This window comes from Lelliottia sp. RD5 (assembly GCF_056032945.1).
On the sequence record NZ_JBVYHQ010000007.1, the window covers coordinates 170,450 to 191,668 of the forward strand.

A 21,219-nucleotide genomic window follows, 5' to 3' on the forward strand; every position below is an offset into this window, starting at 1 on the left:
ACGATCCCGGAGATTTGCTCACTTGCCGCCTTCCTGCAACCCGAACGACTTAGCGTTTCCGGGGGGCGTTTAAAACTAAAAACCCCGCCCGGTTTGCGCCGGCGGGGTTTTGGATTCGTGTGTTGATCCAGTCCCTACGGCGCATTGCCGACGACCACCACCATACGCACGACGACCACTGCGGCTGGTAGCGCAGTTTTTAGTAGGGTCGACGTCATCATGGAAGTTGTCATTTAGGACCTGTGTTTGGAATCATTGATGGAATTTATACAACCACAGGTTCCTGAGCGTGACAATGGAAATATTTTCATCTGGTCAAAAATGCTTCAGGGATCACGTTTCAGTACGTTGCTCGCTCATTCCAGGAGTCACTATAGATGATATTGCCGTCGCAATGCTTCCAGGTGATTTTCTCGTAGCGTATTAGAACCGTTTCAAGGTGTGTTCCGGTGTTTGCGTCGGGATACAGGTCTGGTGTGATTGAGGTTATTTTCACATTCTCCAGGAGGATATTAAAATATTCCTGTTCTAAACCCGCCTCATTAATCTGATACATCTTAATGGTGGCTGACTGGAGCGTTCTTCCCGTACTCAGCGCCCGAAATAAAATCGGGGTTACACGATCAAATTCCTTCTGAAACATGACGGGCATGTGTATGCGCGTGCCCGTCAATTTCCCGGTATTCCCGTCTACCGGGATGTTTACATTATGAGTGAACGATTTGAGTTCAATTGCGCCTTCACGCCCTGACACAAGGCAAGGACCAATCATGGGAGAACCATTTTCATCATTTAGAAATAAATAAGCCGGATTTGACATAAAAACTCCTTTTTATAAAATTCAATCGTATTTATCAAAGCGGCCGAAAATTATCGGATGGACAATAATAAATACCACGATAGCAATGAACGTTAGTAACACCCAGTGGTCAGGCAACAACCACAGGAACAAAGAGGCGCATGCAAAAATATAAACGGGGAATAAAATATCCGTAAATAGAATTGATAGCAGACTCTTAAACATGCTACTTGTCCTTTAAGTCGTCATAAATCGCATCGAAATCCCTGTAGAATCCCATTTGCACCTTCTTAATGAGTTCAGACAGGAATGGCTCAAAAAAGTAGTAAAGCATCTCCAGATGTGCGGCATAGAGGGTGGCGTAATATTTTGGGTCCAACGTTTTCAGGCGACGGGCAGCAAGAGCACACTTCTGGTCCGTGCCAATCAGTTGAAGCGCCATGACAACGTTAGGTACGCGGCGTGCAAGCCGCTCGACGACAATTTCTGAGAGCAGACCAGATTCGGAAAGATATATTGCCAGCCCCCATGCTATCGCTAAACGCGCTGCCTTGCTTGTCGGTATGTTTTTAACAAGCCCGGTTAATTTTGTATCCGTCTTGCGAACGCGATTTTGTTCATTTCCATTTTCAGAGTCCGTTATAATACCTTCAAAATAAAGATAGAGCATGTGTGCTATTACATCGCGATAACGGTAAACAGACACAATTGAGAGGTACATCCTCTTTTCTTCTGAAAGAAGCTCATCACATACATCGTGATTGCTGGGGATTAAGCATGATGAGTACCAGCTTACACGTTCCATTCCTGAGTAAATATCAGAGCCGATCCCCTTTAATGCTTTCCATGTCCCTGTAATGCCTTGCTGTCCATAAATAGCCAACTGCCTGTCACTCTGGAACTTCATCTTTAAATAATCAGATGCTTGCATAATGTATCCATACAGTATTTTCGGCCCTAGAAATATACAATGAAAATCTCTGGAATTCAAACCAGTGAAATTATTTAAACTAAACATTCACGTAAATAATAAGTTGGCTAGCTTTTATTTATTACTATTATAGGCGGAACAATTTAATTACTTGAGGGCTATTAGTCGTTATATGAGTTTATAAATTTAGTGGTGTTATCTTACAAAATGAGCCTAATACCTCTCCTTTAAATAGAGTTGCTTAAGCGATCCTAACTAGTCCACAGCGAAGCCAAATAGCAGAACCCTCGCTAATCCAGCAGTTTTTATGGATAGAACAGAAAACAAAAAACCCCGCCGGAGCGAGGTTTTTTCAGGGTTATGCGGTTGGTTTCCGCAGAACACACTGTGTTACGTCAACGCACAAAGTATACGCGATCGGCGACGAACGCGCAATTTCAGGCACGGATTTTGACGTAATGGAGTATGGATCGCCCGTCGAATTTTGTCCACAAATACCTGTTCATGCATACAGTATTTATCTATACTGATTTTGTTCGCAGTGCGTAAGGGGGCCGCAAGCAGTACACCGGCGCAACGAAGTCCTGGCTGAAACGGGTGGTGCCGTCAGTGCCTTAACCCCTGAAGTGAGCACACTGTGTTACGTCAATAAAGGTGCTGGCAACAGGCGGCGGAGAGGTACGTCAGCACCGTGCTCCTTTGACTAAAAGGAGACGCGTATGGGCGCCGTGGATATGGTGATACTTATCCTCAGACTCATTGTTGCGGTACTGCAACTGCTTGATGCCGTCCTGAAATACCTGCGGTAATTCAGGTTCAAGTCGCACCTGAGAGGGGCGGGCAACCGCCCCTCTTTAATCACGAGGGAATGCTATGTCGCGTTTATTAATTGAGCCTATTACCCCTGATGAACCGGGCTATATTGCCTTAAAAGCGGAAAGCCTCGCGCTAAATTTCACTATGCTGCGCAGGCTCGAAGAGAACTGGCAGCGCGGTGAAAACCGCTTTAACGCGCCGGGTGAAAAGCTGCTGGGTGCATTTCTGAACGGGAAGCTGGTCGGCGTGTGCGGAATCAACCGCGATCCCTTTAGCCAGCAGCCTCGGGCTGGGCGCATCCGCCATCTTTACATCAGCGAAAAGTGCCGTGGCCTGGGGATCGGCAAACAGCTGCTTGCGGTGGTAATGGCCGATGCCAGCATCTGGTTTGATTTCCTCAATACTCATGCACCAAAGGCCGCGTACGGATTTTACCATCGTGCTGGGTTTAGCCTGGTCGCCGATGAGCCGCGCATCACACACCGCCTTTTTTGCGCGGTATAACGCCCCCCGTTTACCTGGCCTGCTGGCAACATAAGTTGCCGAGCATTGTTTATAAATCCTGCCTTATCCCGCTCAATCATTCACCTTTGTAATGATTAATTCGTCACGCTGCTGTGGTAGATTCCACGCACAATTACGGCAAACCGTAGTCACTTATTCTTCATTTATCTCTTTTGGCGAACGTATTTAGCGACATGAAAAAACAACGGAACGTTAATTTACTGTTGATGCTGGTGTTACTGGTGGCCGTCGGTCAGATGGCGCAAACCATTTATATTCCGGCCATTGCCGACATGGCAAAGGATCTCAGCGTGCGCGAAGGCGCAGTCCAGAGCGTAATGGCCGCCTATCTGCTGACCTATGGCGTATCGCAACTCTTCTACGGGCCGCTGTCCGACCGCGTCGGGCGTCGTCCGGTGATCCTGGTTGGGATGTCGATTTTCATGCTCGCCACGGCGATCGCCATGACGACGCACAGCCTGACCCTTCTGATTGCCGCCAGCGCGCTGCAAGGCATGGGAACCGGCGTGGGCGGTGTTATGGCCAGAACGCTGCCGCGCGATATGTATCAAGGCACGCAGCTGCGCCACGCGAATAGCCTGCTGAACATGGGTATTCTGGTCAGCCCGTTGCTGGCTCCGCTGGTTGGCGGCGTGCTGGACAGCATCTGGTCATGGCGCGCCTGTTACGCTTTCCTGCTGGTGCTGTGCATCATCGTTACGTTCAGCATGGCGCGCTGGATGCCCGAAACGCGTCCGACTGGCGCACCGCGCACAAAACTTATCGCCAACTATAAAACGCTTTTTGGCAATGGGGCGTTCAGCTGTTATCTGCTGATGCTGATTGGTGGCCTGGCAGGCATTGCGGTGTTCGAGGCGTGCTCTGGCGTGCTGCTGGGCGCGGGTTTGGGGCTGAGCAGCATGGTGGTGAGTATTCTGTTTATCCTGCCGATTCCGGCGGCATTTTTTGGCGCATGGTTCGCCGGTCGCCCGAATAAGCGCTTTTCGACGCTGATGTGGCAATCGGTAATCAGCTGCTTGCTGGCTGGCGTGATGATGTGGATCCCCGGTTTGCTTGGGGTGATGACGGTCTGGACGCTGCTGATCCCCGCCGCGCTGTTCTTCTTTGGTGCAGGTATGCTGTTCCCGCTGGCCACCAGCGGCGCGATGGAGCCGTTTCCGTTCCTCGCCGGCACCGCGGGCGCGCTGGTGGGCGGTTTGCAAAATATCGGTTCCGGCGCGCTGGCCTGGCTTTCAGCGATGATGCCACAGACCGGTCAGGCTAGCCTTGGCCTGCTGATGACGCTGATGGGGCTGCTGATTTTGCTTTGCTGGCTACCGCTGGCGTCGCGCGAACCGCATCACGAGCAGATGGTTTAACCGCATGATGGCCCGGCGTCTCGTCGGGCTTTTCGCAAACCGGTGTCATCATCACCTGCAATAACGGTTCTGGTGCCGACCGCCACGCCCCCTCTTCTCCGTCATAAAACTGAAAATCCGCGTTGATTGCATAGGGGATTTTGGCCTGTTGTAGCTCGCAAGCCATAAAGCTGGCGAAGGCCATCTGCTCCACCGACGGCGTCAGGCGGCTGGATTCACCTACGCCCCAACCGCCCACCCAGCTGACGTGTCCGGTTTTTTGCTGCCAGCGCAGCGCCGCGTTTATGCGGCTACGAATAGCCGATTTTTCTGCCGCCGTGCCCGACGTCCACGGGTATTTGCCACTATTTTTGAGCGGTCCCCACGGGAAAATATGCCATTCAGCCAGCACATAGTTTTGGCTGTGCGCGGGGAGTTTCAGGCTGGAGAGGTCTTCCGGTGCCGCGCGTAAGCGCGGAGCGACAAAAATCATTCTTTGCGCATCGATGCCGTGAATAGTTTTGATCGTTTTGTCGTAGACGCGATTCAGGGACACCAGATTGTGATTCAGCTTATCCGCTGGCTCATAAATCAGGTCGAATCCCAGCAACGGTGAGCTTTTTTCGAAGTAGTGCGCCACGGCAATCCACCAGTTCACCACCTCTTTTTCGTTTTCCACTTTCGGGTCGTTTTTATATTCATCAGCCTGATAAGCGATAATCGGAATGACGCCGTATTGATCGCAGGCCTCCACCAGTTTGCGAAGATGGATCAGACGCGCTTCCGTGGGTTCGCCCGCCACGCGAATACGTACGTGGGTAAACCCTTTCGCGCGAAAATCGCGGACCACCAGCGGATCAAACTCACGGATACCGCGCTCGGTGCGTGCCCAGTCTACGTCGATACCCACGCCGAGTGCTTGCGCATAGCGCGCAGCCGTCAGCGGGGGATCGGCAGCAAAACAGAAGCCTGCAGAGAAAATGAGCGCAGCAGCAATCAACGGTTTTAACACGGTTAACCTTGCGTAAAATCGAAAGCAATACTCTGTATTTAGCACGCTTTTTCGTGAATGGTGTAGAGTCAACGCGAACTTATTCTGAGAAAAATGATGAATACAACTGCAATCCACTCACTCATCGCCCAGTTTCCTTTGGTCGCAGATCTTATCGCCCTGAAAGAGACAACCTGGTTTAATCCTCGCACCACCACGCTTGCCGAGGGTTTGCCGCATGTCGGCCTCACCCAGGCGGATGTTGACGATGCCCATGCGCGTCTGGCGCGTTTTGCACCGTATCTGGCAAGCGCATTTCCAGAAACGGCTGAGAAAAACGGCATTATCGAATCCGACGTGGTCGCTATCCCTTCCATGCATCAGCATCTGGAAAAGAGATCGGGTGAAAAAATCCCTGGCACGCTGCTGCTGAAAAAGGACAGTCACCTGCCCATTTCCGGCTCCATCAAAGCCCGTGGCGGGATTTACGAAGTGCTGACGCATGCCGAAAAGCTGGCGCTGGAAGCCGGACTGCTGTCGTTAACGGACGATTACCGCGTTTTACTGGAACCCCGCTTTACGGATTTTTTCAGTAACTACAGCATCGCCGTGGGCTCCACCGGCAATCTGGGCATGTCGATCGGGATAATGAGCGCGCGCATCGGCTTCAAGGTCACGGTGCATATGTCCGCCGACGCCCGCGAATGGAAAAAGGCGAAACTGCGCAGCCATGGCGTAGACGTAGTTGAATACGCACAGGATTACGGCGTCGCCGTTGAGCAGGGACGCAAAGCCGCGGAAAGCGATCCGAACTGTTTCTTTATCGATGACGAAAACTCACGCACGCTGTTTTTGGGCTATGCGGTGGCGGGTGAGCGTTTGAAAGCGCAATTCGCAGCGCAGGGACGGGTCGTGGATGCGGAACATCCGCTGTTTGTCTATCTGCCGTGCGGGGTCGGCGGCGGTCCCGGCGGCGTCGCGTTCGGGCTGAAGCTGGCGTTTGGGGATAACGTTCACTGTTTCTTTGCCGAGCCAACGCATTCGCCGTGCATGCTGTTAGGCGTCTACACCGGACTGCATGACCAGATAGCGGTGCAGGATCTGGGCATTGATAACGTGACGGCGGCGGACGGGCTGGCCGTGGGGCGCGCATCCGGGTTTGTGGGCCGTGCGATGGAGCGCCTGCTGGACGGATTCTACACCCTGTCCGATCAAAGTATGTACGACATGCTGGGCTGGCTGGCGCAGGAAGAAGGCATCCAGCTTGAGCCGTCTGCGCTGGCGGGCATGGCCGGACCAATTCGCGTTTCAGCAAGCAAAAAATACGTGCTGGATAAGGCAACGCACCTGGTGTGGGCCACCGGTGGCGGTATGGTTCCGCAGGATGAGATGGCGAAATATCTGGCGAAGGGAAGGTGATTTCTCTGCGGCTGGCGCGTTCATTTCATGCAGAACGTCAGCCGCAGCGGTTTAGCGCCTGTTATTTACGATCTTAAAAACAGAAAAATTTGCTGTAGGTGCGTCACCGCAAACAGTAATGCGAGGGAGAGCACCGCGAGCGCGATCAGGAATTTGTCACGCACGGCTTTCGGCTGCACGAAATCAGCGTGAGTCACGTCCATCACATTGCGATTGCGCGTATAGCGCCACAAAATAATTCCGACCAAAGCCAGTACCACCATCGATATCCAAAACGGCAGTCCCGTACGATGCCAGTTGTGCTTAATCGCCAGCGCGATCAGCGCGCCGTAACCCAGCATCGTGCGCAGCCAGGCGAGCGAGGTGCGCTCCGGTTGCAGGCCGGGATCGGCCTCGCGCCGCGCTTTGCGGCTATCCACCATAAAACACCAGCACCATTACCACGGCAGCCACCGACAGCAACATCACGCTGATGATGAACAGCCCGCGCGTATAGGGCAGATCCTTTTTCAGGCGCATCGCTTTTTCATTGCGCAGCCAGCGCAAGTAGCCGTAGATCGCCAGGATACCCGCAAACAGGCAGAGCAGTAACGCCAGCACTTCGCGAATCAGCGGCGTGGCGAAATCCGGGGCAAGCTGGTCCAGCCCAACGCCTGCCGCCAGAAAGCCCAGCGCAGTGCGGATCCACGCCAAAAATGTACGTTCGTTTGCCAGCGAAAAGCGATAATCGGGCGCTTCGCCGAAGCGGGAAATTCTCATGAAAACTCCTTGTCGTGCCGCATGCTGGCCTCAGCATAGCGTAAATCGACACGGACAAGGAGACCGGCATCAGGACGATGCCGGTAGTCAGGATTAATGCAGTTCTGGCCAGTAATCTTTATTAGCGTCGATCAGGTCATCAAGAATGGCTTTCGCCACAGAAGCGCTCGGCACAGTTTTCGACAGCGTAATCGCCTGCCACAGTTTGGTGTAGGAGCGCTGTTCCCAGGCATCAACCACCAGTTTTTCGACGGCCACCTGCTGGCCCATCAGCCCTTTCTGGAAGTGCGGAATATCACCCACGGTTAACGGTTCCGGGCCATTTTTGCCTACCAAGCACGGAATTTCGACCATCGCGTCCGCATCAAAGTTATGGATAGCGCCGTTGTTTGGCACAATCAACAGCATGCGTTCTTGTGTGTTGAAGGCGATAGCGGTCGCCAGATCGACGATGTACGACGCATGTTCGTCGATTTCCAGCTCACCGGCGGAGGATTTCCCGGCTTCGATAATCGCCCGGCAGGCGCTGAATACGTGCTTCTCACGGTGATCCATCACTTCATTCGCCCGGGTGCGTTCTGGATTGGAGTGTGCTACCACGTAGTCCGGGAAAAGGTAATATTTCAGGTAAGTGTTTGGCATCGTGTCCGGGTCCAGCGCCTGAACGTCTTTCGCCTTGGCAAAGGTATCGTTCCAGCTCGCTTCGGTATGCACATCGTCAGACGGCGGCACATAGCCATGTTTTGCGACATATTCACGCAGTTTCGGCATCAGATCGTTACCGTTTAAATCTTCAATCGACGTCCACCAGCCAAAGTGATTCAGACCGTAGTAACGCACGCGCATCTCTTTGCGATCCTTCAGGCCGACAATCTGCGCCATGCGCCCTTCAATGCCGATCGGCATATCACAGATGTTGAGAATTTTGGCGTTCGGGCGCAGCCGACGGGTCGCTTCCGCCACAATCGCCGCTGGGTTGGAGTAGTTCAGCATCCACGCGTTCGGCGAGTATTGCTCCATATAATCCACCAGTTCAAGGACGCCACCAATAGAACGCATACCGTAGGAGATCCCGCCAGGACCGCAGGTTTCCTGACCCAGCACGCCGTGACGCAGCGGGATTTTTTCGTCTTTTTCACGCATCGGATATTTGCCGACGCGAATATGCGCCATCACAAAATCAACGTCGGTAAACGCCGCTTTCGGGTCGGTGGTGTAACTAAAATCGACCTCGGGTGCCTGTTCCTGAAGAATAATTTTGCACGCCTCGGCGATGGTTTCCTGACGTGCGCCGTCGTTGTCATAGAATTTCAGCGCGCGGAGCGGAAAGCGATCGCGGTTTGCCAACAGCATCAGAACGATACCCGGTGTAAACGTGCTGCCGCCGCCTGCGATAACAACTGAGAATTTTTTCATGATACAGCCTCTGTCATGGTGGAAGATTCAAGGGAAGAAGGCGTTTTCATCAGCGATTCAAGCTGATCGCGCACCTGCGGGACGTGCAGGCCGACAATCACCTGAATGCCGTTGCCGCGACGCACCACGCCGTGGGCGCCAAGGGATTTGAAGACGTCGTCACTTTGTGTGTTTGCCATATCGACCAGCGTGATACGCAGCCGGGTGGCGCAGTTATTGATGCTTTCGATGTTGCCCGCCCCGCCCAGCGCCTGCAGATAACCCACTGCCTGGCCTGCGGAGGTATTCGCTGCCACGGTGGTTTGCCCACGCGCAGCCTTATAGTCGGCCTTACTGTAGAGTTTGATTTCACTCTCTTCGCGGCCCGGCGTTTTGAAGTTGAAGCGTTCGATCAGCGTTTTAAAGACCATGAAGTAGAGCGCGGTGAAGCACAGGCCGATGCCTATCTGGGTGAACATCATTGAGGCATGGTTGTGGAACATCGGGATCCAGTTTTGCGGCAGGAATTGGTCAAGCAGCCCGCCGCCCATGTTGCCCACTACGCCGAACATGTACATCACCATCGCCATGGTGGCAGCCAGCACGGCGTGAACGGCAAACAGCAGCGGCGATATAAACAGGAAGGTGAATTCAAGCGGTTCGGTAATGCCCACCAGCATCGCGGTGAGCGTCGCGGGGATCAGCAGCCCGGCAACTTTGACGCGGTTTTCCTTTGCTGCGGTGTACCAGAGCGCCAGCGCAATCCCGACAGAGCCAAACACTTTCGAATTACCGTGCAAGGCAAAGCCGCCTTCAGGGAACAGGGTTTTCAGCGGTTCGGTGCTCTGGCTAAATTCCTGTAAGTGCTGCGCCCAGTACACCTGAATGCCGCCCTCTACCGCTGCCGGACCAAAAATAAACGGACCATAGATAAAGTGATGCAGGCCGGTTGGGATCAGAATGCGTTCCAGGAAGGTATAAACCCACACACCGAGTGCTCCGGCTGAGCGTAAAAAGACCTGGAGGGATTCAATGCCCATCTGCACTTTCGGCCAGCCGAGCAGCGTGAGCCACGCACATGGAATCATCACAAAGAACGCGATGATCACCACAAACGAGGTGCCCTGGAATATGCCGAGAAAGACGGGAAGCTGTTTATCGAAATAGCGGTTGTGAATTGCCGTCACCAGACCGGAAATAATAATCGCGCCAATAATGCTGGTATCGAGGGTTTTGATACCGGCGATCATCGCCAGCCCGCTGCCAGCTGTGGGCTCGGCCATAAAGTTCACGCCAAAGAAGTGACCCCAGGTCATTCCCATCGCGTTAATAAAGTAGTTCCAGGTCAGGAAGCTAATCAGCACGGCCAGACAGGCGCGGCCCTGAGCCTGTTTCGCCAAACCAATCGGTAAGCCAACGGCGAAAATAAGCGGCATATTACGAAATACCGCCCAGCCGCCCTCTTCAATAATATGAATTATCTGTGCAAATAAATTATCGGGAGCGGTTAAGGCCTCGCCCACAAAAAGCGGATTGCTAAGCATGATGGCAATACCGACCACAATGCCTGCGAAGGGAAATAACAGCACCGGGGTAAACATGGCGCCGCCAAAACGTTGTATTTGACTGAGCATCTTTAAATCCTCATTTCACAACCTGTAGGAGTAGAGGCCTTTATGGTTTTTAGCTGGCCTGAAATCAGAATAAGAATTTGCTCAGTCGTTAACATCGCGCGCCGCTGCGATTCGTGATCGTATTCATGGTTTTATTTTGCTCAGTGAGGTCTACTTTTTACTTAAAATCTGGACATGTTTGAGCGGAATGACCGGATAAATACGGACAGAGAGGTCTACAGGTGATCTACAAATCTATTGCTGACCGGTTACGTTTGCGGCTGAATTCATCCGACTACAATATCGGTAGCCCTTTACCCGGTGAGAAAACGCTGGCGATCGAGTTTGGCGTCGCCCGTATGACCGTTCGTAAAGCCATCGATCTACTGGTGAGCTGGGGCCTGGTGGTGCGTCGTCACGGCAGCGGCACCTTTGTAGCGAGAAAAGACGTCCATCATGAAACCACCAATCTGACGGGGTTAGTGGAGGTGCTGCGCCAGCAGGGAAAAGAGGTGCAGAGTAAGGTGTTGCAGTTTGAAGTGATGCCCGCGCCGCCTGCCATTGCCAGCCAGTTGCGCATTCAAATTGATGAGCGGATCTATTTTTCGCGGCGGGTGCGTTACGTCGAAGGGAAACCGCTGATGCTGGAAGACAGCTTTATGCCAGTAAAACTGTTCCGCCATCTTTCCCTGGCGCATCTTGAAGGGTCGAAATTTGATTATATTGAGAAAGAGTGCGGGATAACGATCAGCGGCAACATTGAGAGTCTGACGCCGGTTTTAGCGGATAAGCAGCTTGCCAACTATTTGAACTTACCTGAGCATACGCCGCTGCTGCGGATAACGTCTCTTTCCTACAGCGACAGCGGCGAGTTCCTTAACTATTCCGTGATGTTCCGTAATACCAGTGATTACCAGGTGGACTACCACCTGCGGCGCATCCATCCGGACGCGCTATTAGCCCATCCCCCAGAACAGCACAGCCAGTAGCTGTGGGGTAATGATGCGCATGAACATCACCAGCGGATAAACCGTGGCATAGGACAGCGCTGCCGCGCCGCTGGTGGCGTGAAGGTTATTGGCAAAGGCCAGCGCAGGCGGATCGGTCATTGAACCCGCCAGCATGCCGCACAGCGTCAGGTAGTTCATGTTGGTGAAAATTCGCGCCAGAATCCCGACCGTCAGCAGTGGGACGGCGGTGATGAAAAAGCCGTAACCAATCCAGCTGACGCCCTCTCCGTGGGTCAGCGTAGCAATAAAATCCCCCCCCGATTTGAGCCCGACAACGGAAAGAAACAGCACGATCCCCAGCTCGCGTAACGCCAGGTTAGCGCTTGGCGGCATAAACCAGTACAGCTTACCAATGCAGCCGATACGCCCAAGGATCAGCGCCATGATCAACGGCCCGCCCGCCAGGCCGAGCTTCAGCGCCACCGGAAAACCCGGCACATACAGCGGAATAGACCCAAGCAACACGCCAAGACCAATGCCGATAAACACCGGCAGCATCTGTACCTGCTGCAATTTTTGCTGGGCGTTGCCCACCATATCGGCCACCGCGTCGATAGAGGACGGACGCCCCACCAGATTGAGGATATCGCCAAACTGCAGGCTGGCATCCGGGCTGGCGACCAGCTCCACGCCCGCACGATTAAGACGGGAGATCACCACGTCGTAACGCTCTTTTACCTGCAGATCGCGGATTTTCTTGCCCAAAACCTGTTCATTAGTGACCACCACTCGCTCCACGCGCATGTCGGTTCCGCGTGTGGAAAGAGAGGTCTCAACCTCCTGGCCGATCACCAGCTGCGCGCTGCGTAAATCACCCGGCTGCCCGACGAGATGCAGTAAATCGCCGATTTGAATGACGGTCCCAGGTGACGGCACCATCAGCATATCGCCACGTTTGAGGCGCGAGCAGATGATGCTGATGCTGTTCAGAATCGGTACATCCTGGATCGCCATATTACTGAGGTTGGGATTTTCGACGCGGATATTGATGGTTTTGATCAGCGCGTGGCCGTTAGTCATCGCGGATTCGTGCTTTTTGGCTTCGTCGTCAACGTTAATGCGAAACAGAACGCGCACCAGCCACATGGTCAGCAGAATCCCGCAGATCCCGAACGGATAAGCCATCGCATAGCTCATCCCCATCTGGTCTACGACGCCAGGCGCGATGCCCAGATCGCGCAATATTTGCTGTCCTGCGCCGAGGGCGGGCGTGTTGGTGACCGCACCGGAGAAAATCCCCAGAACCACCGGAAGCGGTATTTCGAAGAGTTTGTGCAGAATGGCGGTCACTACGCCGCCCATCACCACAATCCCGAGCGCAAAAAGGTTGAGCCGTAAGCCGGAGACGCGCAGAGAGGCGAAAAAGCCCGGGCCCACCTGAATGCCGATGGTGTACACAAAGAGGATCAGGCCAAACTCCTGGATGAAATGCAGCATCTCAGCGCTGAGGGTGATGCCCAGCTGCTCGGCGAAATGACCAACGAAAATCCCGCCGAACAGCACCCCGCCAATGCCAAGCCCAACACCACGAATTTTGATATTGCCAATCCACAGCCCAACCACCGCCACCAGGGCCAGCACGCTAACCGTTAATGCGATATCACTCATGATCGATTCCCTGAGCATAACCTGAGTTATTTTAAGGATTCTCTCAGAGCGCAAAGGCGTTGTATGGGCGATGGCGCACAAAAAAGCCCTGCCGAGGCAGGGCCTTATCTTTTCACCCTCTCCCTGTGAGAGGGTCGGGGTGAGGGCATCAACCCGCAGAGGATTAGCTGTTCAGTGCTGGACGCTCGCTGATGGCGATACGCTGCGGAGCCAACGCTTCGGGCACGTTACGGGTCAAATCGATATGTAACAGCCCGTTGGTAAAGGTCGCACCGGTGACTTCCATATGGTCAGCCAGCGTGAAGCTCAGGCTGAACGGCTGAATAACCAGCCCCTGATGCAGCCATTTGGTTTCGGTTTCCGGTTTTTCAGGCGTCCCTTTCACGGTTAAACGTGTGCCTTCGAGCTGGATATCCAGATCGTCCTGACGGAACCCGGCCAGCGCCAACGTGATGCGATAGTGGTTGTCATCGCTTTTTTCGATGTTGTACGGCGGAAAAGCCTGATGTTCAGCGGTGCTTTGCAGGGCGTTAGCCAGTTTGTCAAAACCAATCCACTGACGCAGAAGTGGGGATAAATCATGATTACGCATACTATTTTCTCCTTCTGAGAAGCGAGTTCAGCACATTTTTTGTGCGCAGTTGTACCTGCAAATCCCTGTGGATTCGCATTTGCTCCCTTACGGCAAGCAATTCTGGATGGGCCGCCAGCGCGACCCGCTTAATTAGTTAATCTCGATACGGCGCGGTTTTTTCTCTTCCGGAATCACACGTTCCAGATCGACAAACAGCAGACCGTTGACCAGGTTTGCGCCTTTGACATGAATGTTTTCGGCGAGCTGGAATTTGCGCTCAAAGTTGCGCTCAGCGATGCCCTGGTAAAGATAGGTACGCTCTTTTTTCTCGGCCGTATGCGCGCCTTTCACCACCAGCAGGTTGTCCTGCGCGGTGATCTCCAGTTCGCTTTCTGCAAACCCGGCGACGGCAATGGCGATGCGGTAGTGGTTTTCGTCCACCAGCTCAACGTTGTAAGGAGGGTAGCCGTTACTCTGGCTTTGATTATTTTCTAAGTGGTTGAACAGACGGTCAAAACCAATAGCAGAACGGTAAAGCGGAGATAAGTCGAAATTACGCATAAATCAAAGCTCCTGAAATCAGCAAGTCATGTTTGCCTTCCACTATGGACAGGCCACTGAGCCACCGAACACCCCGCAGGCGTGTTCGTTCTCGGGCTACACACATAAAATGGGTCCGCTTCCGTTCTTTTCAATACTCATCTTGTAAGATTTTTTTGCACTTTGCTGGCACTCGCATAGACTTGGGGCTACAGCACAAAGGGTTAAATTGCGATGGCTGCCACAGAGCAGTGCTTTACACCTATTCATTTCGCACATGGCTCGTTATAAATTGATATTGCTATTCTATCGGGCCATTAACGTTGATTAACTGATGATGAAAAATGTTCTGATAAAGCTGACGGCGTGCAGCGTGCTGGTTTTACTTTGCGGGTGTTCGAGCGTGATGTCTCACACTGGCGGTAAAGAAGGAACATATCCTGGCACGCGCGCCAGCGCTGAGATGATTTCGGATGACGAGACAAACTGGGGCACCAAATCCCTGGCTATCCTGGATCTGCCTTTTACAGCGGTAATGGATACGTTATTAGTCCCGTGGGACCTGTTCCGCACCGACAGCTCCGTGCGCTCACGGGTCGAAAAAAGCGAGAAACAGAATCTGGCGACCAATGCTGTTATCCCGCCTGCCGCAATGCCTGCCCCGTAATTACTTTCCGGTTTCCGTTACCCAAAGTTGACGGAAACCGGCAGTCTCTTCCATCCACGCAATAAAATGTCCATCCGGCGAAAAGACGATGGCGTCACCTGACGGTGAATTACCGTGATCGGATGTCAAAAAGGTCACTTTTCCGGTGTGTGAATCTGCAAGCGCAATGCGATTTTCCAGCACAAACCCCAGTGCGTCGCCCGACGGATGCCAGTTAAACGCCGACTGAATGTCGCTGGCGTGATGCGTCAGTTGGCGCGGTTCTCCGCCTTCTGGCGCAATCAGCCACAGTTGCACCACACCGAACTCATCACGCATCAGGAACGCAATTTCTGTGGCCTGCGGATGAGTACGCACCCAGTGGCGCGGGATATTGACCAGACCGGGAAAACGATTTTGATGGGTAAAGGTTAAACGCCGTTGCGCCACGCCGGCAGGCGGTGCGGGCATCTTCTCAGCCGTTCCTTCCAGCAGCTCACGGTCTGCGCGTTTCCAGCCCTGCTCGTCTTTTGGCAGATCGACAATAAACAGTTCTGGCACTTTTTCGCCGCTTTTACTCAGCGTATCGCCGATAAATGCCACACGATCGTTACCCACCCACCCCTCTTCATAAGCGCGGTTGATCTCATCGCTGCCTGGCACTGGCGTTGGCGTCGTGCGGCTCACCAGCACACTCCAGAATGCGCCTGCATATTCTCGCGGATGATTGCCGCGCGGCGTTACCGGGCCAAAGGGTGCGGCCACGCCCACGTTGCGTAAATCGAGTTTTGCATCGCGCTCGTGCAGCACATGGTCGTTATAGGTAAAGCTGACACACTGGCCGTTGGGACTAAATACATGGACATGGCTGCCGCCGCGCAGCGCACCGGGCGTGTAGGGCGCGGTGATGTCCATCGCGTCGAGATTTCCTACCTGCCCGTTTTGCACCATCACACCGCGGCGATGATGAAAATCGTACTGCCAGCTCGCATCCGGATTTTCCGGGCCGTGGATAAATACGTATTTGTCATCGGTCGGATGAACGGTCACCACGCCAACGTGCGCGCCATGGCCGGAACGATAAATCACCTCGCACTCGCCTGTTTCGACATTCACACGTTCAATGGTTTCGCCGGTAAATGATGCGCCGGACGGACGCACGTCAAACACCAGCCATTGGCTGTCGGCAGTCCAGGTATTGATATTGGTGAGTTGATGATGGCGGGGAGCGAAAGTGATTTGTTTCATGAGGATACCCTGATGCGCGGTTATCGCATCAGGGTAAAGCATCGCAAAGCTTTAGCCTACACGTTTCACATCGCCAACCAGCAGGATGTAAGAGAGTGCGCCAATCAGCGCTACGGCAGCGATATACACCAGCGCCGGGCCAAAGCCGTAATCCTGCGCCAGATAGCCTACCACCAGCGGAACCGTGATCCCGCCGAGACCGCCGACGAAGTTAAACACGCCGCCCGTCAGGCCGATCAGACGCATCGGCGCAAGCGATGAAACCAGCGACCAGGTGATCGACGCAAAGCCGTTACCGAAGAACGCAATCGCCATCAGGGTCATAATCCACACCGGATCGTTAGTGTAGTTTGCGCCCATTATACAGGTCGAAATCAACAGGCCGCAGATAATGGGCGTTTTACGCGCCACACCCAGCGAATACCCTTTTTTCACCAGCTTATCGGCCAGCCAGCCCGAAAGCAGCACGCCGAAGAACGCCGCCAGGAACGGCACGGTGGTCATGAATCCGGCTTTCAGCGCGGTAATGCCTTTTTCCTGCGTCAGATAGTTCGGGAACCAGGTCAGGAAGAACCACAGCGTTGACGTGACCGCAAACTGCCCGATGTAGACCCCCACCAGCTTGCGGTTGAAGACCAGTTTCCAGTCCGCTTTGGTCATCGGCTGGCGCGCTTCTTTTTTGACGGGCGCGTCGCCATCGATCAGACCGCCACCGTCACGAATGTACTCCAGCTCGGCTTTGGTGATGCTTTTGGTCAGGCGCGGCGGCTGATAAACCTTAATCCAGATAAACGACCAGATAATGCCGATGCCGCCGGTAACAATAAACACCCAATGCCAGCTCAGCAGCTCCTGAATCCAAATCAGCAGCGGCGTCAGGAAGGCCAGGCCGACAAATTGCCCCGAGGTGTAAAAGCCCACGGCAGAAGCGCGTTCGTGCTCCGGGAACCAGCTGGTGACCATTCGGTTATTGGTCGGGAACGCCGGTGCTTCAAAAATGCCGGTGATGGCACGCAGGCCAATCAGCGACATTAAACCGGTCGCAAAGCCCTGGAAGAGCGTCGCCACAGACCAGCCAAATATCGCGATAAAATAGGTCAGTCGTGAACCCACGCGGTCAAGGAACCAGCCGCCGGGAATTTGGCAGAGCGTATACAGCCAGGCAAACGCGGAAAAGACGTATCCCATTTCCGATTTTGTAATACCAAATTCTTCCTGAATATGGGCCGACGCAACGGCAAGGTTGGCGCGGTCGACGTAGCAAATCACTACGGTAATAAAGATCATAATCAGCGTCAGATAGCGGCGACGCCCTGGTTTTGCAGTAGTAACTGGAATATCCATCGTAATCTGTCTCCAGATTTTGGGCATAGCGAAGCCGCTCACCATGCCCTGTAGTTTCAGAGGGTGTAATTATTTTTTTATTTAAAAAAGTAGCCGGAATGCGCTAAATAATTCGTGCTGGGGGAAAGCGCAGCCAACGCATCACCAGCGCGAAGTATGACGCGCATTTACCATTCTGCGACCGATCCATCTTCATGACGCCACAACGGATTACGCCAGTCCGGCGCATTTTTACTCAGCTCAATGACTTTGGCTTCATCGATTTCCACGCCCAGTCCTGGCTTCGTTAACGGTTTGAAGAAACCGCCCTCCATGTTGAAGTCTTCTTTGTTTTTCACAAAATCGAGCAGTTCCGCGCCCTTGTTATAGTGAATGCCCATGCTCTGTTCCTGGAATACTGCGTTGCGCGAAACAAAGTCCACGTGCAGACAGGCCGCCAGTGCGATCGGTCCCAGTGGGCAGTGCGGCGCTAATGCCACGTCGTAGGCTTCCGCCATCCCGGCGATTTTGTAGCATTCGGTGATACCACCGGCGTGTGACAGATCCGGCTGCAGAATCGCCAGGCCACCCGCTTCCAGCACGCGTTTGAATTCGAAGCGCGAGAACATACGTTCACCCGCCGCAATCGGAATATGGGTTTGCGCCGCCAGTTTCGGATAGTACTCGGCCTGTTCTGCAAGCACGGGTTCTTCGATAAACAGCGGACGATATTGCTCAAGTTCTTTAATCAGCACTTTCGCCATCGGCGCGCTGACGCGACCGTGGAAATCGAGACCAAATTCAATTTCATTGCCGAAGGCTTCGCGGATCTGCGCTACGGTATTCACCGCTTTGTCCACCGCGCGCGAGTTATCAATGATGCCCATCTCTTCGCAGCCGTTCAGCTTGAAGGTGTCAAAGCCGATGTTGCGCAGAGTTTTAATCCCGTCGATCACTTCCGCCGGACGGTCACCGCCGACCCAGCTGTAGGCTTTGATTTTGTCGCGAACCAAACCGCCCATTAGCTGCCATACCGGCGCGTTCAGCACTTTGCCTTTGATGTCCCACAGCGCCTGATCAATACCCGCGATAGCGCTCATCAGAATCGGGCCGCCGCGGTAAAAACCTGCGCGGTACATGACTTGCCACAGGTCGTTGATGCGCGCCGGGTCCTGACCAATTAAATATTCTTTTAGCTCATGTACCGCCGCTTCGACGGTACGTGCGCGGCCTTCGATGACCGGCTCGCCCCAGCCGACAACGCCTTCGTCAGTTTCGATTTTCAAAAACATCCAGCGCGGGGGTAAACGGTACGTGGTGATGTTGGTTATTTTCATTTCACTGCCTCTCGATACGCCTTAACAAATGCGGCTGCCTGCTCTGCGGTACGTTCCACGGACTGCCCTGCGCGATACAAATCGCTGCCCAGGCCTGCGCCCACACAACCGGCTTTCAACCATTGCACCAGGTTTTCTGGCGTCACACCGCCCACAGCGAAGACCGGGACATCCGCCGGAAGCACGGCTTTCAACGCTTTGATGTAGTCCGGGCCGAAGGCCGACGACGGGAAAATTTTCAGCGCCTGTGAGCCCGCATCCAGCGCGGTAAATGCCTCTGTCGCCGTGGCGCATCCTGGGCAGACGGTCATGCCGTAACTGACCGCGCGGCGGATCACCTCTGGATTGATGTTCGGCGTGACGATGAGCTTGCAGCCCATTTTCGCGAGCTGGTCCACCTGCTCAGGTTTCAGAACCGTACCGGCACCAATCAGCGCTTTATGACCGTACGCATCAACGACCGCAGGAATGCTTTTCTCCCATTGCGGCGAGTTCAGCGGGATTTCGACCGCGTCAAATCCGGCGTCGATAACGGCGCCAACGTGCGCCAGCGCGTCGTCCGGCGTGATGCCGCGCAAAATCGCGATAAGAGGAAGATTAGTTTGCCACTGCATGAGCGATGCTCCTTATGCCTGCCTGAAATGCCGTATCGCCTGCCACGGTTGCAACATTGCGCCCAATGGCGCTGAACGCCTGCTGGTAGCGCGACGTTAACGATGAACCGGCGACGATCGTGATGGCCTGCTCGTGGGCGCTGAAATCGCGCATGCTGGCGACTTCAGCGCCAATCAGCAGGCCGGACAGAAATTCGCTGACCTCTTCACGCGGGAGATTTCCCAGCACGTGTGACGCGCGAACTTCAAAAAGTTGTGGCAGAACGACAGGCGAGGCGAGACCCCGCTCAAGCCCGGCAGTGAAGGCGTCGGGCGCGTTTTTTTGCTCCGGTAACCCCGCGCCCACCAGCGAATGACGCAGCAGCAAATGGTGCAGTTCACCGGTCATCACGGTGCGAAAATCGTGGATTTTCTCGCCATCCGCCAGTACCCATTTACAGTGGGTACCGGGCATCACGTACACAGAAGAAGGAGAAAGTGAGCGCGCACCGAGCAGCTGCGTTTCTTCGCCGCGCATCACGTTATGGTTATCGTCGCGAGACACGCATAAGCCTGGAATGATCCAGATTTTGTCGCCAACGGACGTTAACTGCTCGCCAATGGCAGAGAAATGGGCAGGAACGGGCAAATACGGGGCAATTTTCCAGCCGACGTTGCTGCCAACCATTCCAGCCATCACTACCGGTGTGGTGCTATCGTGCCAACCCGCTGTCACCTCTGCTAACACCGCCTCGGGGGATTTACCGTTCAGGCGCGTCACGCCTGCTTCGGATTGCCTGCTTTCCAGGCATCTGTCGTCCTGATAAAGCCAGGCGCGCAGATTGGTCGATCCCCAGTCAATAGCGATGTAGCGAGATGTCATGTGATTTCCTTTAGCCTTCGTGTTGAGCTGGCGATCATGGTGAGCGCCGCCTGCTCTGCCGCATCGCTGTCCTGATGCCGTATCGCATCGAACAACGCTTTATGTTCCTGGAGCGTTTTCGGCATGTTGGCCTCATCGCCCATCCAGGTCCGTTCAAATACTGCGCGCTGTAGCGAGCTGATCGCGACGCTTAGCTGCTGCAAAACCGGGTTGTGAACTGACTGCAACACCGCTTCGTGGTAGCGGATATCCGCTTCGTTAAAGGCATCCCGATCCTGATTGTTGGCAATCATGTCGTTAAGCGCCGACTCAATTTGCGCCAGATCGCCCGAGGTCGCGCGTTCCGCCGCCCAGCGTGCGATGGCGGGTTCCACCAGGTTTCGCACCTCGCTCATCGCGCCAATCAGACGCGGGTCGTAGTCGTTTTCCAGTACCCATTGCAGAACATCGGTGTCGAGGTAATTCCACTGGTTACGCGGGGCAACAAACGCGCCACGGTAACGTTTCATTTCGATCAGCCGCTTCGCCATCAGCGAACGAAACACTTCGCGGATGATATTGCGCGAGGTTTCAAACTCTTCGCAGAGCTCAGCTTCTGCGGGTAGCGGTGAACCGGGTACGTATTTTCCGCTCACAATCTGGTTGCCCAGCGTGATAACGATGCGGTCGGTTTTATTCAGCGTCATGGAGAGTCCTTGTGCTCTATGTGTCCATCACTACTTTACCGCGACCGCTGATTTTCGCCTCACGTTTGCAGTACAAACGTGAGGTCGTTCGTCATTGCTGTGTTGGTAATGTAGTACAACATGAATTAGTTGTACTACAATCCAGATCACAAAAAGAACAATTCATTAATATGAAGGCAAAAAAAA

Annotated in this window: 23 protein-coding genes and 1 other annotated feature; of the genes, 6 read left to right on the forward strand and 17 right to left on the reverse strand. The window is 54.0% G+C overall.

The window, feature by feature from the left end:
• Positions 1 to 134 precede the first annotated feature (134 nt).
• From ivbL to AC0LWE_RS19180, 3 genes are all read right to left on the reverse strand, one after another.
• Positions 135 to 233, reverse strand: coding sequence for an ilvB operon leader peptide IvbL (gene ivbL, locus AC0LWE_RS19170; protein WP_202668242.1), 99 nt, complete (start codon positions 231 to 233; stop codon positions 135 to 137).
• 107 nt (positions 234 to 340) lie between these two features.
• The gene (locus tag AC0LWE_RS19175) at positions 341 to 820 is read right to left on the reverse strand and encodes an Hcp family type VI secretion system effector (RefSeq protein ID WP_219347214.1); all 480 of its coding nucleotides are present in this window, start codon (positions 818 to 820) and stop codon (positions 341 to 343) included.
• 205 nt (positions 821 to 1,025) lie between these two features.
• Complete coding sequence (locus AC0LWE_RS19180) at positions 1,026 to 1,730, reverse strand: hypothetical protein (RefSeq protein WP_219347215.1); 705 nt, start codon at positions 1,728 to 1,730, stop codon at positions 1,026 to 1,028.
• Between the two features lie 719 nt (positions 1,731 to 2,449).
• On the opposite strand from AC0LWE_RS19180, the gene tisB reads away from it, so the two are divergent.
• From tisB to emrD, 3 genes are all read left to right on the forward strand, one after another.
• Positions 2,450 to 2,539 (forward strand): type I toxin-antitoxin system toxin TisB, encoded by a 90-nt coding sequence (tisB, locus tag AC0LWE_RS19185; protein ID WP_059180643.1) that lies wholly within the window; start codon positions 2,450 to 2,452, stop codon positions 2,537 to 2,539.
• A gap of 64 nt (positions 2,540 to 2,603) precedes the next feature.
• Positions 2,604 to 3,050, forward strand: a complete 447-nt coding sequence (locus AC0LWE_RS19190) for a GNAT family N-acetyltransferase (RefSeq protein ID WP_174343466.1) — start codon at positions 2,604 to 2,606, stop codon at positions 3,048 to 3,050.
• Between the two features lie 194 nt (positions 3,051 to 3,244).
• Positions 3,245 to 4,429, forward strand: a complete 1,185-nt coding sequence (emrD, locus tag AC0LWE_RS19195; RefSeq protein ID WP_174343467.1) for a multidrug efflux MFS transporter EmrD — start codon at positions 3,245 to 3,247, stop codon at positions 4,427 to 4,429.
• Here the strand turns inward: emrD and AC0LWE_RS19200 are convergent.
• Positions 4,332 to 5,420, reverse strand: coding sequence for a cellulase family glycosylhydrolase (locus AC0LWE_RS19200; protein WP_219347216.1), 1,089 nt, complete (start codon positions 5,418 to 5,420; stop codon positions 4,332 to 4,334). The two genes, emrD and AC0LWE_RS19200, sit on opposite strands and share 98 nt — an antisense overlap.
• Before the next feature lie 96 nt (positions 5,421 to 5,516).
• Between AC0LWE_RS19200 and dsdA the strand changes: the two genes are divergently transcribed.
• Positions 5,517 to 6,818 (forward strand): D-serine ammonia-lyase, encoded by a 1,302-nt coding sequence (gene dsdA, locus AC0LWE_RS19205; protein WP_219347670.1) that lies wholly within the window; start codon positions 5,517 to 5,519, stop codon positions 6,816 to 6,818.
• A 65-nt stretch (positions 6,819 to 6,883) separates the two neighbouring features.
• Here the strand turns inward: dsdA and AC0LWE_RS19210 are convergent, their stop codons facing one another.
• From AC0LWE_RS19210 to AC0LWE_RS19225, 4 genes are all read right to left on the reverse strand, one after another.
• A complete protein-coding gene (locus AC0LWE_RS19210; RefSeq protein ID WP_131487813.1) occupies positions 6,884 to 7,240 on the reverse strand; it encodes a DUF202 domain-containing protein in 357 nt (118 codons plus the stop codon).
• Positions 7,230 to 7,577: a YidH family protein gene (locus AC0LWE_RS19215; RefSeq protein ID WP_474266023.1), complete on the reverse strand. Its 348-nt coding sequence runs from the start codon at positions 7,575 to 7,577 to the stop codon at positions 7,230 to 7,232. Before AC0LWE_RS19215 ends, AC0LWE_RS19210 begins: the two co-directional genes overlap by 11 nt.
• A 93-nt stretch (positions 7,578 to 7,670) precedes the next feature.
• Positions 7,671 to 8,993 (reverse strand): 6-phospho-alpha-glucosidase, encoded by a 1,323-nt coding sequence (locus AC0LWE_RS19220; protein WP_219347217.1) that lies wholly within the window; start codon positions 8,991 to 8,993, stop codon positions 7,671 to 7,673.
• A complete protein-coding gene (locus tag AC0LWE_RS19225; protein ID WP_202694493.1) occupies positions 8,990 to 10,606 on the reverse strand; it encodes an alpha-glucoside-specific PTS transporter subunit IIBC in 1,617 nt (538 codons plus the stop codon). Before AC0LWE_RS19225 ends, AC0LWE_RS19220 begins: the two co-directional genes overlap by 4 nt.
• 221 nt (positions 10,607 to 10,827) lie before the next feature.
• Here AC0LWE_RS19225 and AC0LWE_RS19230 point away from each other — a divergent pair, with 221 nt between their 5' ends.
• Positions 10,828 to 11,574 carry a GntR family transcriptional regulator gene (locus AC0LWE_RS19230; RefSeq protein ID WP_059180652.1) on the forward strand — a complete coding sequence of 249 codons (747 nt, stop codon included), beginning with the start codon at positions 10,828 to 10,830 and terminating at the stop codon, positions 11,572 to 11,574.
• Here AC0LWE_RS19230 and AC0LWE_RS19235 read toward each other — a convergent pair.
• The 3 genes from AC0LWE_RS19235 to ibpA all read right to left on the reverse strand — a co-directional run bounded on the left by AC0LWE_RS19235 (position 11,542) and on the right by ibpA (position 14,338).
• On the reverse strand, positions 11,542 to 13,203 hold the full coding sequence (locus AC0LWE_RS19235) for a putative transporter (RefSeq protein ID WP_219347218.1): 1,662 nt from the start codon (positions 13,201 to 13,203) through the stop codon (positions 11,542 to 11,544). The two genes, AC0LWE_RS19230 and AC0LWE_RS19235, sit on opposite strands and share 33 nt — an antisense overlap.
• Before the next feature lie 163 nt (positions 13,204 to 13,366).
• Entirely contained in the window at positions 13,367 to 13,795 is a 429-nt protein-coding gene (ibpB, locus tag AC0LWE_RS19240; RefSeq protein WP_059180654.1) for a small heat shock chaperone IbpB, read from the reverse strand.
• Positions 13,796 to 13,927: 132 nt separating this feature from the next.
• Entirely contained in the window at positions 13,928 to 14,338 is a 411-nt protein-coding gene (gene ibpA, locus AC0LWE_RS19245) for a small heat shock chaperone IbpA (RefSeq protein ID WP_219347219.1), read from the reverse strand.
• Positions 14,332 to 14,404 (reverse strand) — a sequence feature (ROSE (Repression Of Heat Shock gene Expression) occurs in the 5'-region of heat shock genes and acts as an RNA thermometer to modulate expression.). It overlaps the preceding gene by 7 nt.
• 247 nt (positions 14,405 to 14,651) lie before the next feature.
• On the opposite strand from ibpA, the gene AC0LWE_RS19250 reads away from it, so the two are divergent.
• Positions 14,652 to 14,984 carry a YceK/YidQ family lipoprotein gene (locus AC0LWE_RS19250; RefSeq protein ID WP_059180656.1) on the forward strand — a complete coding sequence of 111 codons (333 nt, stop codon included), beginning with the start codon at positions 14,652 to 14,654 and terminating at the stop codon, positions 14,982 to 14,984.
• Here the strand turns inward: AC0LWE_RS19250 and AC0LWE_RS19255 are convergent, their stop codons facing one another.
• From AC0LWE_RS19255 to dgoR, 6 genes are all read right to left on the reverse strand, one after another.
• Positions 14,985 to 16,211, reverse strand: a complete 1,227-nt coding sequence (locus AC0LWE_RS19255) for a YidR family protein (protein WP_202668236.1) — start codon at positions 16,209 to 16,211, stop codon at positions 14,985 to 14,987.
• 51 nt (positions 16,212 to 16,262) lie between these two features.
• Positions 16,263 to 17,600, reverse strand: a complete 1,338-nt coding sequence (locus AC0LWE_RS19260) for an MFS transporter (RefSeq protein ID WP_174343471.1) — start codon at positions 17,598 to 17,600, stop codon at positions 16,263 to 16,265.
• Between the two features lie 122 nt (positions 17,601 to 17,722).
• Positions 17,723 to 18,871: a galactonate dehydratase gene (gene dgoD, locus AC0LWE_RS19265; protein WP_059180659.1), complete on the reverse strand. Its 1,149-nt coding sequence runs from the start codon at positions 18,869 to 18,871 to the stop codon at positions 17,723 to 17,725.
• Complete coding sequence (locus AC0LWE_RS19270; RefSeq protein WP_202668235.1) at positions 18,868 to 19,485, reverse strand: 2-dehydro-3-deoxy-6-phosphogalactonate aldolase; 618 nt, start codon at positions 19,483 to 19,485, stop codon at positions 18,868 to 18,870. The genes dgoD and AC0LWE_RS19270 overlap by 4 nt, the downstream gene beginning before the upstream one ends.
• Positions 19,469 to 20,347, reverse strand: a complete 879-nt coding sequence (locus AC0LWE_RS19275) for a 2-dehydro-3-deoxygalactonokinase (RefSeq protein WP_202668234.1) — start codon at positions 20,345 to 20,347, stop codon at positions 19,469 to 19,471. Before AC0LWE_RS19275 ends, AC0LWE_RS19270 begins: the two co-directional genes overlap by 17 nt.
• Positions 20,344 to 21,033, reverse strand: a complete 690-nt coding sequence (dgoR, locus tag AC0LWE_RS19280) for a D-galactonate utilization transcriptional regulator DgoR (RefSeq protein WP_011915274.1) — start codon at positions 21,031 to 21,033, stop codon at positions 20,344 to 20,346. Before dgoR ends, AC0LWE_RS19275 begins: the two co-directional genes overlap by 4 nt.
• Positions 21,034 to 21,219: the final 186 nt, after the last annotated feature.

Bases quoted from the DNA above. Each gene is read 5' to 3' on its own strand.
- AC0LWE_RS19250 (WP_059180656.1), top strand. From the start codon at position 14,652: ATGATGAAAAATGTTCTGATAAAGCTGACGGCGTGCAGCGTGCTGGTT.
- AC0LWE_RS19225 (WP_202694493.1), bottom strand. From the start codon at position 10,606: ATGCTCAGTCAAATACAACGTTTTGGCGGCGCCATGTTTACCCCGGTG.
- AC0LWE_RS19215 (WP_474266023.1), bottom strand. From the start codon at position 7,577: ATGAGAATTTCCCGCTTCGGCGAAGCGCCCGATTATCGCTTTTCGCTG.
- dsdA (WP_219347670.1), top strand. From the start codon at position 5,517: ATGAATACAACTGCAATCCACTCACTCATCGCCCAGTTTCCTTTGGTC.
- ivbL (WP_202668242.1), bottom strand. From the start codon at position 233: ATGACAACTTCCATGATGACGTCGACCCTACTAAAAACTGCGCTACCA.
- AC0LWE_RS19220 (WP_219347217.1), bottom strand. From the start codon at position 8,993: ATGAAAAAATTCTCAGTTGTTATCGCAGGCGGCGGCAGCACGTTTACA.
- ibpB (WP_059180654.1), bottom strand. From the start codon at position 13,795: ATGCGTAATCATGATTTATCCCCACTTCTGCGTCAGTGGATTGGTTTT.
- AC0LWE_RS19180 (WP_219347215.1), bottom strand. From the start codon at position 1,730: ATGCAAGCATCTGATTATTTAAAGATGAAGTTCCAGAGTGACAGGCAG.
- dgoR (WP_011915274.1), bottom strand. From the start codon at position 21,033: ATGACGCTGAATAAAACCGACCGCATCGTTATCACGCTGGGCAACCAG.
- AC0LWE_RS19210 (WP_131487813.1), bottom strand. From the start codon at position 7,240: ATGGTGGATAGCCGCAAAGCGCGGCGCGAGGCCGATCCCGGCCTGCAA.
- dgoD (WP_059180659.1), bottom strand. From the start codon at position 18,871: ATGAAAATAACCAACATCACCACGTACCGTTTACCCCCGCGCTGGATG.
- AC0LWE_RS19190 (WP_174343466.1), top strand. From the start codon at position 2,604: ATGTCGCGTTTATTAATTGAGCCTATTACCCCTGATGAACCGGGCTAT.
- tisB (WP_059180643.1), top strand. From the start codon at position 2,450: ATGGGCGCCGTGGATATGGTGATACTTATCCTCAGACTCATTGTTGCG.
- AC0LWE_RS19270 (WP_202668235.1), bottom strand. From the start codon at position 19,485: ATGCAGTGGCAAACTAATCTTCCTCTTATCGCGATTTTGCGCGGCATC.
- AC0LWE_RS19175 (WP_219347214.1), bottom strand. From the start codon at position 820: ATGTCAAATCCGGCTTATTTATTTCTAAATGATGAAAATGGTTCTCCC.
- AC0LWE_RS19255 (WP_202668236.1), bottom strand. From the start codon at position 16,211: ATGAAACAAATCACTTTCGCTCCCCGCCATCATCAACTCACCAATATC.
- AC0LWE_RS19275 (WP_202668234.1), bottom strand. From the start codon at position 20,347: ATGACATCTCGCTACATCGCTATTGACTGGGGATCGACCAATCTGCGC.
- AC0LWE_RS19260 (WP_174343471.1), bottom strand. From the start codon at position 17,600: ATGGTGAGCGGCTTCGCTATGCCCAAAATCTGGAGACAGATTACGATG.
- AC0LWE_RS19235 (WP_219347218.1), bottom strand. From the start codon at position 13,203: ATGAGTGATATCGCATTAACGGTTAGCGTGCTGGCCCTGGTGGCGGTG.
- emrD (WP_174343467.1), top strand. From the start codon at position 3,245: ATGAAAAAACAACGGAACGTTAATTTACTGTTGATGCTGGTGTTACTG.
- ibpA (WP_219347219.1), bottom strand. From the start codon at position 14,338: ATGCGTAATTTCGACTTATCTCCGCTTTACCGTTCTGCTATTGGTTTT.